The organism is Micromonospora sp. DT47 (assembly GCF_049844475.1).
Classification (GTDB): Bacteria; Actinomycetota; Actinomycetes; order Mycobacteriales; family Micromonosporaceae; genus Micromonospora.
On record NZ_JBNCLC010000035.1, the window covers coordinates 1 to 13042 of the forward strand.

Sequence of the window (13042 nt, forward strand, 5' to 3'; positions counted from 1 at the left end):
CGCTCTTGGCGGAGTTGGCCGACTGCCTGGTCGAGCCGCCGGTCCTGGAGTGGCCTTTCTACGGCGGTTCGATAGCCGACGTGGCGGCCTCGGGCCTCGGCGGTGTCACCGTCGACTCCGTCCCGTGGTTGGCGGAATACCTGCTCGAACGGATGCGCGTTCCGAGCCCGGGTCGATGCGACCTTCTCGCGTTGCGGCTGCTGCTCGGCCTGGCCTTCCCCGAGGGGCCGCTGCCCGACGGCGTCAGCTTCGCCGATCTCTCCGCTTCGCAGCAGGAGGTCGTCCGGCTCGTGCTTCAGGCCGGTTTGCTGAGGCAGGGGCCGATGATGCCGCGAGGTCGGGGAGTGCAACCTGCCCTGCACGGAGGAGGACGTTGAGGACCTGGTGTGCCGGCCGTACAGACCAATAGGGCGGGCACTCTTGCCAGGCTGTGCAGTGTCGCTTGTCGAGGAGGTTTCCGAGACGCTTGAACGCCCTACCTTCATTGCCCGCCCGTCGCGGACCCGACCCGACTTCTACGCCGCCGGGGTCGACCACAACTCGTTCGACACGGTCTGCCTTCGGCCCTCGGTCCACGAGCCGCCTGAATCGGGGCCTGAACCGAGAGGTGGACGCGCCGAGGAATTCCGAAGGGCAGCCACCCGAGCAGCCAAACCGGCCAGTAAGGGCGAACCTTCGCGGACGCTTGACAACCTTTGTTGTCAGGCGGACTCTTGAGTGCGAGGTCACTAGCAAGGGGGTCGGGTCATGCGGGACCTAACGCCGGACGAGCGGCAGGAACTACGGCGGGAGCTAAGTGCGGTTGCCGCAGACTGGGCACTGCGGCTGAAGGACTCCGATCTGGATGGCCGGCGCAGAGCAGACCACGAGCCGAACTCCGCGGAGAGGATGCGGACTCACCTCGCGCGCATGGCGGCGGGTGAGCAGATGCGTACCCTTCTCGCTGACCTCGTGTCCGCCAGCGCAGATGAAGCGGTGCAGCACGGTGCGGGGTATCCGGAGCTTGGCGCAGCGGTAGGCGCCAGCCGGCAAGCGGCACGCAAGCGATGGCCTAACCTGTCGATCTCCAAGAGGCGCGCCAGCGAGTGGAAGCAACCGCCCGGGGGTATCGGTTGGGCCGGTGACAGCCATCTGGGGTACCCGGGAACTGCCTGAGGGAAGTCCGCAGCTGACGTCGCGGGCCCACCTGACCTGACTCCGCGGCGTACGTGCGGCATACAAAACTTCCGCACCACCAGGCGCGGGGAGCCCGCTCGTAGTGCGGATTACGATCGCACCGGCTGAAGGTGTTCAACGGCCTGTTCGGCAGCCGCCGCCAGACCGAAGCCCATGGGCTCGGTTCTCTCCTCGAGCAGGTGCGCGACGAGACTCATCGTCCGGCCGACCAAGGGCACGCCCTTCATGGCCTCAAGCTGCCCTTCTCCCGAGTCCAGGACCCGCCCCGACCAGCTCAGGTCAACATCTCCGGCTGGAGTACTAGTCGCAACGCCGTTCAGTTAGGGCGCCGATCGGCGTGTCAAGGCGTGTCTGCGACGTGAAGCAGCGGAGCTCCGGTATAGAGGGTGGTCACTCTAAGACGCCCTGACACCTGGAGCTCCGCTGGCAGATCAGATTGCCATACCTCGTGCGGTGACGGTAGCCGCGGGGGTGTTCGCGCCGGGTCATCTGGGCGAACTGACCCGGCTGGTGCCGTTCGAGATGGTCGATGATGTTCTGGTCGCGACCGGGCGTACACAGTCGCGGGTCCGGCTGTTGCCGGCGCGGGTTGTGGTATATCTGCTGCTCGCGGGATGCCTGTTCGCCGAACTCGGCTACCGGCAGGTGTGGTCGAAACTCACCAGCGGCCTACACGGTCTACCGATCGCCTTACCCAGCGGCAGCGCGTTACGTCAGGCCCGGCAACGCCTCGGCTCGCGACCGGTGCGGGCGTTGTTCGACCTGCTCCGCGGCCCTGCCGCTACGAGCGCCCCGCAGGTGCGGTGGCACGGTCTGCTGCTGACCGTGATCGACGGCACCACCCTGGTCGTCGCGGATTCGCCGGCGAACACCGGCCGATACACCAAGCATCGCTGCGCCAACGGTGGTTCCGGCTACCCCCAACTGCGGTTGAGTGCCTTGCTGACCTGCGGCACCCGGTCGGTGATCGATGCCGTGTTCGATCCGGTCAGCGTCGGTGAACTCGACCAAGCCCGGACGCTGACCCGAAGCCTGAAGCCAGGAATGCTGCTGCTGGCCGACCGCAACTACGCCGCCGCCGACCTGCTGACCGCCATCGCCGCGACCGGCGCGCATCTGCTGATCCGCGCCAAGGCCAACCGCCGTCTGGCGATGATCGCCCGCCTACCCGACGGATCCTGGCTGTCCAAGATCGGCGACCGCACGGTCCGGGTCGTCGAAGCCCGGATCAGCATCACCACCACCGCGGGCACCCACACCGGCGACTACCGGCTGATCACCACCCTGCTCGACCCACACACCCATCCCGCCGCCGCATTGATCCGGATCTACCACGAACGCTGGGAGATCGAGACCGCCTACCTCGAACTGAAGTCCTCGATCCTCGCCGGACGCGTGTTACGCGCCCGCACTCCCGACGGCATCGATCAGGAAATCCACGCCCTGCTCATCGTCTACCAGGTACTACGAACCGCCATGACCGACGCCACCGACAGCCAGCCCGGCCTCGATCCCGACCGGGCCAGCTTCACCACCGCCCTCAACGCCGCCCGCGACCAGGTCGTGCACGCCGCTGGCGTCATCGCTGACACCGCCATCGACCTCGTCGGCGTCATCGGCGACCGCGTCCTAGCCAACCTGCTGCCCAAACGCCGCCTACGCACCAAGACCCGCATGATCAAACGCTCGAACTCCAAATACCAAGCCCGCGGCCCGAACATCGACCGACACAGCTACAAAGCAACCACCAGCATCGACGTCCTCAGCCCCGACCCTTGACACCCCGACCACAGCCCTAACTGAACGGCGTTGGTACTAGTCGTTGCGCTGTCGCGGCGCCGATTCCGCGCGCCGACCCGGTGACCACCGCGACACGGGGCGAATCACTCATGTTCCTGCTCTCTCCTTCCAGGCTCCCGATGCCGGGATCGATGTCGATTGAGTCACGCCTCTTCGACAAGTGCCCGACGATCCTGGGTGTCGCCGATGCACATCGTTTCCGGCCCGTACCGAAATCCGGCGGAGGGACCGAGGAGTCGTTCGCGGGTGCAGCGAGCGCCGGATGATGCATACGCCCGGCAACGACCCGGCCGCAGGCCAGCGCGTCGTGCAGCACCGCGGCTGGCTTCCCCCGTACCTCGCAGCGAGGTGGTAGAGCGGTCCAGACCAGGCCATCCTCACCGGCGCGATTCGGTGTAAACACTTGCCGACCAGGAGCGTCACCACCAAAGACCGTTAGCTGCGTCGACCGTTAAGTCGCTCCAGCAGCTTCAGCAGTGCGGAATGGTCGTCGTCCGCGTTGCCCTGGGCCTTGAGCGATGCCATCAGCTGCGCGACCACGGCCCCGAGTGGGATCACCACTCCTGCTTCCCTGGCAGCCGAGGTGACGATGCCTAGATCCTTGTGGTGCAACTCCACCCGGAATCCGGGCTGGAACGATCGCGTCAGCATCGCCTCGCTCTTCTGGTTAAGCACAGCGCTGCCGGCGAGGCCACCACCCAGGACGGTCATCGCCTTTCTGGTGTCAACGCCGTAGGCCTCCAGGAAGACGATCGCCTCGGCCAGCAGTTCGAGGTGCCCGGCCACGATGAGTTGGTTTGCCGCCTTGACGGTCTGGCCGGAGCCGGACGGGCCGACGTGAGCGATGGTTCTCCCCACCGCCTGGAGTACCGGCTGCGCCGCCTCGACGTCTGCAACTTCCCCGCCGACCATGATCGACAGGGTGGCGTTGACCGCGCCGGCCTGTCCTCCGGACACCGGCGCGTCGAGAAGCCGGAAGCCCTGGGCCTTCGCCTGGTGCCAGAGTTCGTTGCTTACGTCAGGGCGGATGCTACTGAAGTCGATGACGAGCGTTCCCGGCCGGGCGGTGTCGAAGACGCCGCCAGTGCCGGCCAGCACCTCCCGCACGTCCGGCGAGTCGGGCACCATGACACACACGATGTCGGCGTCCGCGACGGCTTCCTCGATGCTGTTCGCGGCGCGGCCGCCGGCTTCCACCAGACGACGGGTCTTCGCGGGGCTCCGGTTGTAACCGGTGACGTCGAATCCGGCCCGGACGAGGTGCTCAGCCATCGGCGTGCCCATGATGCCGAGTCCGATGAACGCCAGTCTGGTTGTCATTCCGGTTCCTCCTGTGGGACTACCCATGCTTTGCGCGGTGCATCGCGACGCCCAGTGACCTGCCGCCGTCGACCGTGAGCACGGCGCCGGTCACGTAGGCGGCCCGCTCGCTGAGTAGGAACGCGGCGGATTCGGAGATGTCGTCGACGTCGCCGAACCTGCCGAGCGGGATGAGGTCCAGCATCGCGGCCTGCGCGGAGTCGCCGGACAGGATGTTGGCGGTGGCCTCCGACGTCGGGACGAAGCCGGGCGCCAGTGCGTTGACGCGAATCCCGTGTGGTCCCCACTCACGGGCCACGGACTTGGTGAACGCGAGCATCGCCGCCTTCGCCGCTGCGGAGTGTGCCACGGCAGGTGCACCCGTCCACGCATAGGTGGCGATAATGTTCAGGATTACCCCAGGTCGCCCTTCGGTGATCAGCCGACGGGCCAGCGCCTGGGACAGGAAGAACGTCCCGTACAGGGAGATCTCTACGACTGCCCGGAAGCCGTTCGGCGACAGGTCGACGGTGGGGCAGGCGAAGTTGCCGGCCGCGTTGTTGACCACGCCGTCGACTGCGGGCAGCCGGTCGATCAGCGCCGCAACGGCGTCGGCGTCGCGCACGTCGAGGGCGACGCTTCGGCAGTTCACGCCCTCCGCACGCAGGCGCCGCTCCGCCTCGGCCAGCCGCTCCTCGCCGCGCGCGACCAGGACCAGCTCGTGTCCGTCGCGGCCGAGGCGGCGGGCGATGCCGAACCCGATGCCTGCGCTGCCACCGGTGATGACGAAGGTGCTCACGAGCGTGCCTCGATCCACGCGTCGGCCCACAGGTGGATCGCCCGCGCCCGCCGTGAGTACCGCTGGAGCGGGAACTCCAGGGTGTAGCCGATCGCACCGACCACCTGGTGGCATTCGGCCAGCGCAGCGCACGCCGCCGGCCCCGCGTACGCCAGGGCGTCCAGGTCGGGTGATCCCTCTGCCAGCAGCAGCAGGCCGTCGGCGCAGAGGGCGGCGTCGGCGAGCCGTTGCTGGACGCTGTCCAGCCCGGCCAGCGTCCCCCCGAACGCCTGACGGGTCGTCGTGTGTTCCAGCGCCAGCCGCAGGGCCTCGGCGGTCAGACCGGCGAGGTACCCGACGGTCGCGGTCACCCACGCAGCTTCTCGCCTGCCCGCCTCGGCGGGGTCCATCAACTCGCCGCCGTCGATTTGGGCGCGGGCCGCGGCGATGCAGTCCCCGTACGGGACAGGTTTAACCGCGGCGATGGTCGCCACCCGCAGGCCGTCTCCGCCGGGCACGATCGCGCGGTTGCCGGGCTCGGCGTAGCGGGTCATCCCTGACACGTACGGGCTGCCGCCGAGCAGGGCGTCGAGTTCGTGCAGCGCCGCCGGGCCGCGGCCTAGCTCCACCGCGGCCGGACCGAGGAATGGCAGGGCCTGCGGATCGTCGGCCAGATCGAACCAACCGGCGCTGTCCAGGTGCTTTCGCAGCGCCGGCAGCCGGTCGTCTTCGGTGCTGCCGGGCCGCCATGGGCCGGGGGAGCAGTGGTCGGCGACGATGGATCGGATGGACGACGTGAATGCGGCGACCTCAGTCATCGGCACGACGCTCGACCTCCTTCGACAATGTGGATCGCGGGTAACGAATCGAGCACCTCGCGGGTGTGTTCTCCCAGCCCCGGCGCATGCCGCTCCGCAGGCGTAGCTAGGCCGTCGATCATGAACAGGTTGCCCAGCAGCCGTACCGGTCCCACGCCGGGCTGGTGCACGCACTGCACGAGGCCGTTGGTCTGCACCTGCTCGTCGTCGAACAACTGGCTGAGTTGGCGCACCTCGCCGACCGGGATGTTCCGGGATCCGAGCAGCATGATCCACTCTGCGGTCGTCCTTTGCCGGAACGCGGCCACGAACTGCTGATGTGTGGCGACTCGGCGGAAGCGCTCGGCCGGGTTGGCGGGAGCGGCCTGGGGGTTCTCGACCCATGGATCGTCGAGGCCCAGCACCTCCAGCACATGGCGTCGCTGGCTCACGTTCAAGCATGCCAGGGCGACGTACCCGTCCGCCGTTTCATAGCAGCGGTAGTAGGGCTCCATCTCCTCGCCGGCCGCGGTAGCCCTGGCCATGGCCTTGATGTCGGCGCGGGTCAGCGGCTGCGCTGGCACCTGGTCCGCCTCCGATCGCTCCAGTCGCACGAACCGCTGCACCTGGGTGGTAAGCGCCGCTCCAAGCAGCGAGACCTCGATGCCTGGGGCCTCGTCCGAGGCACGCTGGTGCAGCCCGGCCAGGACGCTGATGGCGGCCAACAGTCCGGTGGTGAGGTCGGCCATCGGGATCCCGCCGGAGCGGCGCGGTACCTCGTCGCCGACCCGAACGTCGGCCATGAGCAGGCCGGATAGCGCCTGGGCGATCAGGTCGTAGCCGAGGCGCCCGGAGTCGGGGCCCTGGCTGCCGAAGGCGGAGATCGACACGCAGACGGCGCGGGGGTTCAATCGGCGGACATTGTCCCGGTCGAGCCCGAACGACGCCGCCCGCGCTGTTGGCAGGTTGTGCACGACCGCGTCTGCGGTGGCGATCAGGCGATCGCTCGCCGCGCGTCCCTCGGCCGTCTTCAGGTCCAGCATGACCGACCGCTTGTTGCGGTTGAGGGAGTAGAAGTAGTTGCTCTGGCCGGGCGCGTGCGGCTCGTAGTGGCGCCAGGCGTCACCGCCGGGCCCTTCGACCTTGACGACGTCTGCCCCGAGATCCGCCAGGAGCATCGTCGCCAAAGGGCCGGCCACGTATTGCGCGTAGTCGAGCACGCGGACTCCGGCAAGCGGTAGTCGCCGGGCTGGTGCGGTCGCGCGGTCGGTGGTCGTGGAATCCATCAGGCGCAGCCCAGCCCCTGACGGGCGATGACCCGTCGCTGGATGTCCGAGGCGCCGCCGGCGATGGTGGTTGCCACCGCGGCCCGGTGGAAGGCGGCGATGCGACCGTCCACCGGCCCGTCGCCACCGGGCTCGATGAGTGCCTGCGGCCCGAGGATCTCGACGGCCGCGCCGGCCAGCCGCTGCATCAGCTTGGCGACCGACAGTTTCGCCATGGACGACGCCTTACTCGCCGGCTGCTGCCGGGCGAGCAGCTCGGTGGCCCGCCGCCCATGCAGCCGGGCGGCCTGTACCTCACCGCGGAGCCGGCGCAGGGTCTGCCGATGCGCCGCGGTCGTGCAGTGCGGCTCCAACTGGTCGAGCAGCCAGTGGACGACGCCGACCTTCTCGCTGGTGACCCGCTCGAAGTCCAGGGTGCCCATGAGCACCTTCCACCCGCCGTGCAGCTCACCGACGATCTGGTCGGCCGGGATCTCCACATCCTCAAGGAGAACCTCGCCGAGGGTTCCACCGCCGAGTGTCTCGTGCACGCGCACCTCGACTCCCGGGGTGTTGATGTCGGCCACGAGCACCGACAGTCCTCGGTGCCGGGGCCGCTGGGTGTCGGTCCGGACGGCGAGGTAAATCCAGTCCGAGTACTCGGCGCTCGACGTCCAGATCTTGCGGCCGTTGACGATGAACCGGTCGCCGTCGAGCACCGCGCGCGTGCGTAGTGAGGCGAGGTCGGAGCCCGCCTCGGGCTCGGAGAAGCCCTGGCAGAACACCAGATCGCCGGCCGCCACTGGCGGAAGTAACCGTTCGAGCAGCTCCGGCGTGGCGAACTGGAGCATGACGTTGCCGATGGTCTTGACAGAGAGTAGGTAGCTGGACAGCGGGAGCCAGTGGTAGCCGAACCGCTCCTCGGCGGACAACGTGTCGAGGGGGCTCATGCCTTGGCCGCCGAGGCGCTCCGGCCAGTGCAGGCCGATCATCCCGGCCCTACCCATCTCCTTGTACGCGTAGCGGGAGTCGGCGTCGGAGGGCATGCCCTGGTACCTGTTCTCGCCGCGCTCGGCGAGCACTGCGGACAACGCGGCGGCGAATTGTTCTACCCGGTCTGTCAGGTCACCCATCACCACAAGGTTCCTCGCCAATCGGTCGCTTTGATCCCGTGCCGGGCACGTGCCTGTCGGAAGCCTCCGGCAATGCCGGCTGCGGCCCCACCACAAAAGTCGGAAGGGTGGTGAGTCGGCCGCGGCGTCGAGCCCCGCGGGCGGGAACTGCACCGCCGGTCGGGTTGCGGAGGGGTTGGCCCAGATGTTCCATCCATCGGAACCGTCTTTCGCACAACGGAAGCATAGGATTGCCAGTGCGGCCGGTCAAGGCCAGCCGGGTCGCGATGCCCGGCACCGGGGACGCGATGCTGTCGACGGTGGAGTCGTTGGTTCAGCGCAATGCGAGCGCGGCGAGTGCCGCGTTGACGATGCTGCCGGGCAGCAGGTCGTGCAGCTCGTACAGGTCGTGCACCGTGCCGGACTGGCCGAAAGCGTCAACGCCCAGCGGAACGCAGGCGACGCCGAGCGCGGACCCGAGCCAGGCCATCGCGTGCGAGGCTGCATCGTGGACGGTGACCACCGGCGCACGATCCCGGAAGGCAGCGGCCAGCACTCCGGGGATGGAGGGCACCCGCGCGGAGCGGATGCCTCGCCGCAGGCAGCTCTGCCACGCGCCGTAGAGCCGATCCAGTGACGTCACGTCCACGACGTGCGCGGCGATGCCCTCGTCGGCGAGTTCATCGGCGGCGGCGAGAACCTCGGGCAGGACGGCCCCGGAACCGACCAGGTGCACCTGAGGTGCGCCACGTGCGGCGAGGTCGCTGGCGTCGATCAGCCGATAGGCGCCGGCCAGAACCTGGCGTCGCAGCACCACGTCACTCATCCGGGCCCGCGCCGTCTCGAACGGTGCCTGGTCCAGCGGCCGCGTTGTGAGCCGGAAGTAGTAGGCACCCGACTCCTCCGGCGTTGCCTCGGCTCCGGTCTTGGCGCCGCCGGCGATGCGTCGCAGCGAGTCGCAGAGCAGCCAGTCGACCGCGGTCGCGTAGGCGGGCTCGAAGAATGTCGTGTTCGGCAGCTCGAGCCCGACGCTGGGTGTGATCGTTGACTGGTGGGCGCCACCCTCGGGAGCCAGGGTGACCCCGGACGGTGTTCCTGCCACGACGAACCGGGCACCGGAGTAGACCGAGTAGATGAAGGCGTCCAGGCCGCGCAGCACGAACGGGTCATAGACGGCGCCAACGGGGAGCAGCGGCTGTTCCGACAGTTCTCGAGCCAGCCCGAGCTGGCCGAGGAGCAGGAAGAGGTTCATCTCGCTGATGCCGAGTTCGATGTGCTGCCCGGTTGGGCCCTCCGCCCAGCGCAGCACCGGGTCGGTGTTCCACGACCGCTGCTCCGTCGGCGAGAAGACGCCGGCGCGGTTGATGAAGCCAGCAAGATTGGTCGACGTGGCAACGTCGGGGGCCGTGGTCACCAGGTACGGGGCGACCTCGCGGTTTCGGGACAGCTCGCTCAGGATCCGGCCGAAGGCTTCCTGCGTCGACGTCTGCCGCCCGGCGCGCAGCCCGCTGCTAGGCGGCACCTGGATGGGTCGCGACCTGCTGACGGAGGATCGCGCCAGGTGGGTGCGCCGGGCGGCGATCCATCGACCGGCGGGGGTCGACGGGTCGAACCGGTCCCACTCGTTGTCGCGGTCGAGTCCAAGCGCCGCGCGCAGCAGGTCCACCTGGTCTTCGGACAACAGGGCCGAGTGATTGCGCGGGTTACCGGCGATCGGCAGCCCCCATCCCTTGACCGTGTAGGCGAAGACGACGCTCGGCCGGTCGGTCACGGCATCGCAGGCAGCGAAGGCCTCGAGGAGCGACGGGAGGTCGTGACCACCAAGATCCGTGACCAACCGGGCGAGTTCCGCGTCGTCCACGTCCGTGATGAAGGACTCCACCTCGCAGGGGGCGCCGTCGAGGAACTGCTTGCGCAACTCAGGGCCGCGCAGCCCGAACAGCGACTGGTACTGCTCATTCGGCATGGCGTCGATCCACGCCATCAGCCGCTCGCCGCCGGGACGTTGGAACGCCGCGCGTGCCCGGCGGCCGTACTTCACCTCGACGACGTGCCAGCCGGCGGCGGCGAACTGCTGCTTGCACTGCCCGACGCGCACGCCGGGGACCACGCGGTCCAGCGACTGGCGGTTGAAGTCCACCACCCACGTGACGTTGCTGAGCCCCTGGGTCGAGGGATCGGCGATTGCCTCCCACACGTTTCCCTCGTCGAGTTCGGCGTCGCCCATCAGGGCGACGAACCGCGACCGCGGCCGGACGCCGAAGTGTGCGTCGACGTAACGACGGGTCACCGCGGCGAACAGCGGTGCGGCAGCGCCCAAGCCGACCGAGCCGGTGGAGAAGTCGACGTCGTCGGGATCCTTGGTCCGCGACGGGTATGACTGCAGCCCACCACGGGCCCGCAGCTTGGTCAGGTAGGACCGGTCGAGGTTGCCGAGCAAGTACTGGATTGCGTGGAAAACCGGCGACGCGTGCGGTTTCACGCTCACTCGGTCCGCGGCGTCCAGGTGCGCGAACCACAACGCCGTCATCACCGACACGAGCGATGCGCTCGACGCTTGGTGCCCGCCGACCTTCACGCCGTCACCGGTGTCGCGGTCGTGGTTGGCCGCGTCCACGATGCGGGTTGCCAGCCACAGCACGCGCCGTTGGATCTCGTCGAGGACATCGATGTCGAGGGCGGCATGGTGGGTCGCGGGGAGGGCAGGAGGTTCGGCGGCTACCTGGATGTCATTCATTGGGCCCGGTCCTCTCGGGGTCACGGACGGGTGGATACGCGCGTCAGCGTCGGGCGGCGCGAGGGGTGGTGAAGAGCGCGCCGAGTGCGTCGACCAGACGGTCGAGGTCGTCGCTGGTGTTGTAGGCGTTTACTGAGACGCGGATCAGTGATCCGCCGGCCCAGTCACGCACCGGTGCGTCGATCCGATGCTCGGTCAACAGCCGGCGCCGCATCGCCGCGCCGTCGCACGGTGGCAGCGGCACCGAAACCATCTGGACGAACCAGTCATTGGAGTCCGGTGTGAACGGTTCGAGGTGAAACAGTCTGCTGACTGCGGTGCGTGCGGCCCGTGCCAGCTCATGGCTGCGGCGCCGGGCAGCGTCCCACGCTTGGGTCTGCTGGCAGTCGATGGCGGTCGGTAGCGCCAGGAATGCGCTCGGGTCGCGCGTGCCCTGCCACCGGTGGCGTTCGAGGAAGGCCGACCCCGGTTGGGAGCCGTGGCTGATCAGCGGGGCGAGGATCCCGGACTGATGCTCCGGGCGGACGTAGAGGAAGCCGGTGCCTCGCGGCCCGCACAACCACTTGTGACAACTCGCCGCGTACACGTCCGCGCCGAGTGCGTCGAGCCGCAAGGGTATCTGTCCGGGTGCGTGTGCCCCGTCGATCACGGTCATGATGCCGGCGGCCCGGGCGCGGCGGCAGATCTCGGCCACGGGCAGGGTGATGGCGGTCTTGGAGGTGATGTGGCTGAGAAAGATGACGCGGGTGGCCGGGCCGACCGCCGACCACACCGCCTCGACCAGGTCGCCCTGGTCCTCGACGGGCAGCGGCAGGCGTTGGCGGACGTAGCGGGCCCCTGCTTCGGCGCAGACGTGCTGCCACAGCAGGTCCATCGCCTCGTACTCGTGGTCGGTCGCCAGCACCTCGTCGCCGGGTCGCAGCCGCAGCGAGCGAGCAACGGCGTTCAGACCGGCCGTCGTGTTCTGGACGAGGACCAGGTCGCGCGCGGAGCAGCCGAGGAATCCGGCCAGGCGCTCGCGTACGCCCTCTATCAGTGCATCGTAACCGTGGGAGAGCATCGCGGACGGGTGGCGTTCGAGGTCTCGCTGCCAGCGCTGGAGGGCGTCGAACACGGGCCTCGGGCAGGCGCCGAACCCCCCGTGGTTCAGGTGGACGACGTCGGGGTCCAGGAGGAACTGGTCGTGCAGGTCGTCGCGGGCGACGGCTCCGGTGCTCATGTAGGTTCCGGCTCAAGTCCCTGGGCGCGCGCGAGGGCCTCGGCGGTCGCCTTCAGCCGGGGGACGAATGTGGCCACCAGGTCCTGGGCAGGGACCCGGATCGCGGACGCGGCGATATTGATCGCCGCGATCACCCCGTTGTGGGTCGGAACGGGGACCGCACAGGAGTTCAGCCCCGCCTCGTACTCCTCTAGCGAGAGCGCGTAGCCATCGCTGCGGATGGTGTCGAGCTGGGGGGCGAGTTGCTTCCAGGAGCGGACGCTGCGATCCGTGCGCGCCACGTACGGCGCCTTGCCGAGTTGCTGTCTCGCGTCTTCGGGGTCGAGCTGGGCGAGCATGCACTTGCCGAGCCCGGTGCAGTGCGCCGGGGTGCGCAGCCCCGGTGTCGTGTCGACGCGGAGCAGGAAGCTGCCCGGTGCGGAGGCAAGGTAGAGAACCTCCGCGCCGTCGAGAACGGCGAGGTTGACCGTCTCGCCGGTGTCCTGTGCCAGGTTGCGCAGGAACGGCAAGGCGAGGTCGGGCAGCGCCAGGCCGGACATGAGCGGTCCGACCAGCCGCATGACGCTCATCCCGATGCGCAGGCGCTTGGTGCGCGGGTCTCGTGCCAGGAATCCACGCGCCAGCAGGGTCGAGACGACTCGGTGCGCCGTGGGCGCCGGCCATTTCAGGCGTTCGGCTATGTCCGTGAGCGACAACTCCGGCCCGGCCGCCGTGAACAGCTCCAGCACGTCGAGCACCCGACCGAGGGACTCAACGTGTTGACTTTCGCTGGCTTGAACTGATTTCATCTCGCCGGAAATGGTCTACTAGGCCCCGCCCGTTGTCAACCGACGTAGAACGTCAACGTAGCCGACCCCGG

The 13042-nt window shown here is 68.7% G+C and carries 11 protein-coding genes; 2 read left to right on the forward strand and 9 right to left on the reverse strand.

The annotated features are described in order from the left end of the window. A partial coding sequence (locus tag ACLQ2U_RS30205; protein ID WP_425754300.1) for a hypothetical protein occupies positions 1–377 on the forward strand: 377 nt, incomplete at its 5' end. A gap of 888 nt (positions 378–1265) precedes the next feature. Here the strand turns inward: ACLQ2U_RS30205 and ACLQ2U_RS30210 are convergent. Further along, complete coding sequence (locus ACLQ2U_RS30210) at positions 1266–1403, reverse strand: hypothetical protein (protein ID WP_425754301.1); 138 nt, start codon at positions 1401–1403, stop codon at positions 1266–1268. Positions 1404–1629: 226 nt separating this feature from the next. Here ACLQ2U_RS30210 and ACLQ2U_RS30215 point away from each other — a divergent pair, with 226 nt between their 5' ends. Further along, a complete protein-coding gene (locus ACLQ2U_RS30215) occupies positions 1630–2955 on the forward strand; it encodes an IS4 family transposase (protein WP_425754302.1) in 1326 nt (441 codons plus the stop codon). A 456-nt stretch (positions 2956–3411) separates the two neighbouring features. Here the strand turns inward: ACLQ2U_RS30215 and ACLQ2U_RS30220 are convergent, their stop codons facing one another. The 8 genes from ACLQ2U_RS30220 to ACLQ2U_RS30255 form a co-directional block, all read right to left on the reverse strand. Beyond that, entirely contained in the window at positions 3412–4323 is a 912-nt protein-coding gene (locus ACLQ2U_RS30220) for a 2-hydroxy-3-oxopropionate reductase (protein WP_425754303.1), read from the reverse strand. Further along, a complete protein-coding gene (locus ACLQ2U_RS30225; RefSeq protein ID WP_425754304.1) occupies positions 4316–5074 on the reverse strand; it encodes an SDR family oxidoreductase in 759 nt (252 codons plus the stop codon). The genes ACLQ2U_RS30220 and ACLQ2U_RS30225 overlap by 8 nt, the downstream gene beginning before the upstream one ends. Further along, on the reverse strand, positions 5071–5877 hold the full coding sequence (locus tag ACLQ2U_RS30230; RefSeq protein WP_425754305.1) for a hypothetical protein: 807 nt from the start codon (positions 5875–5877) through the stop codon (positions 5071–5073). The genes ACLQ2U_RS30225 and ACLQ2U_RS30230 overlap by 4 nt, the downstream gene beginning before the upstream one ends. Beyond that, complete coding sequence (locus ACLQ2U_RS30235) at positions 5868–7136, reverse strand: CaiB/BaiF CoA transferase family protein (protein ID WP_425754306.1); 1269 nt, start codon at positions 7134–7136, stop codon at positions 5868–5870. The genes ACLQ2U_RS30230 and ACLQ2U_RS30235 overlap by 10 nt, the downstream gene beginning before the upstream one ends. After that, positions 7136–8248 carry an acyl-CoA dehydrogenase family protein gene (locus ACLQ2U_RS30240; RefSeq protein WP_425754307.1) on the reverse strand — a complete coding sequence of 371 codons (1113 nt, stop codon included), beginning with the start codon at positions 8246–8248 and terminating at the stop codon, positions 7136–7138. Before ACLQ2U_RS30240 ends, ACLQ2U_RS30235 begins: the two co-directional genes overlap by 1 nt. 313 nt (positions 8249–8561) lie before the next feature. Then, positions 8562–10964 carry a transketolase-like TK C-terminal-containing protein gene (locus ACLQ2U_RS30245; protein WP_425754308.1) on the reverse strand — a complete coding sequence of 801 codons (2403 nt, stop codon included), beginning with the start codon at positions 10962–10964 and terminating at the stop codon, positions 8562–8564. Between the two features lie 43 nt (positions 10965–11007). Beyond that, on the reverse strand, positions 11008–12183 hold the full coding sequence (locus tag ACLQ2U_RS30250) for an aminotransferase class V-fold PLP-dependent enzyme (protein WP_425754309.1): 1176 nt from the start codon (positions 12181–12183) through the stop codon (positions 11008–11010). Continuing rightward, entirely contained in the window at positions 12180–12920 is a 741-nt protein-coding gene (locus ACLQ2U_RS30255; protein ID WP_425754310.1) for an IclR family transcriptional regulator, read from the reverse strand. The genes ACLQ2U_RS30250 and ACLQ2U_RS30255 overlap by 4 nt, the downstream gene beginning before the upstream one ends. Between the last annotated feature and the right edge of the window lie 122 nt (positions 12921–13042).

Bases quoted from the DNA above. Each gene is read 5' to 3' on its own strand.
- ACLQ2U_RS30210 (WP_425754301.1), bottom strand. From the start codon at position 1,403: ATGAAGGGCGTGCCCTTGGTCGGCCGGACGATGAGTCTCGTCGCGCAC.
- ACLQ2U_RS30220 (WP_425754303.1), bottom strand. From the start codon at position 4,323: ATGGGTAGTCCCACAGGAGGAACCGGAATGACAACCAGACTGGCGTTC.
- ACLQ2U_RS30235 (WP_425754306.1), bottom strand. From the start codon at position 7,136: ATGGATTCCACGACCACCGACCGCGCGACCGCACCAGCCCGGCGACTA.
- ACLQ2U_RS30240 (WP_425754307.1), bottom strand. From the start codon at position 8,248: ATGGGTGACCTGACAGACCGGGTAGAACAATTCGCCGCCGCGTTGTCC.
- ACLQ2U_RS30245 (WP_425754308.1), bottom strand. From the start codon at position 10,964: ATGAATGACATCCAGGTAGCCGCCGAACCTCCTGCCCTCCCCGCGACC.
- ACLQ2U_RS30250 (WP_425754309.1), bottom strand. From the start codon at position 12,183: ATGAGCACCGGAGCCGTCGCCCGCGACGACCTGCACGACCAGTTCCTC.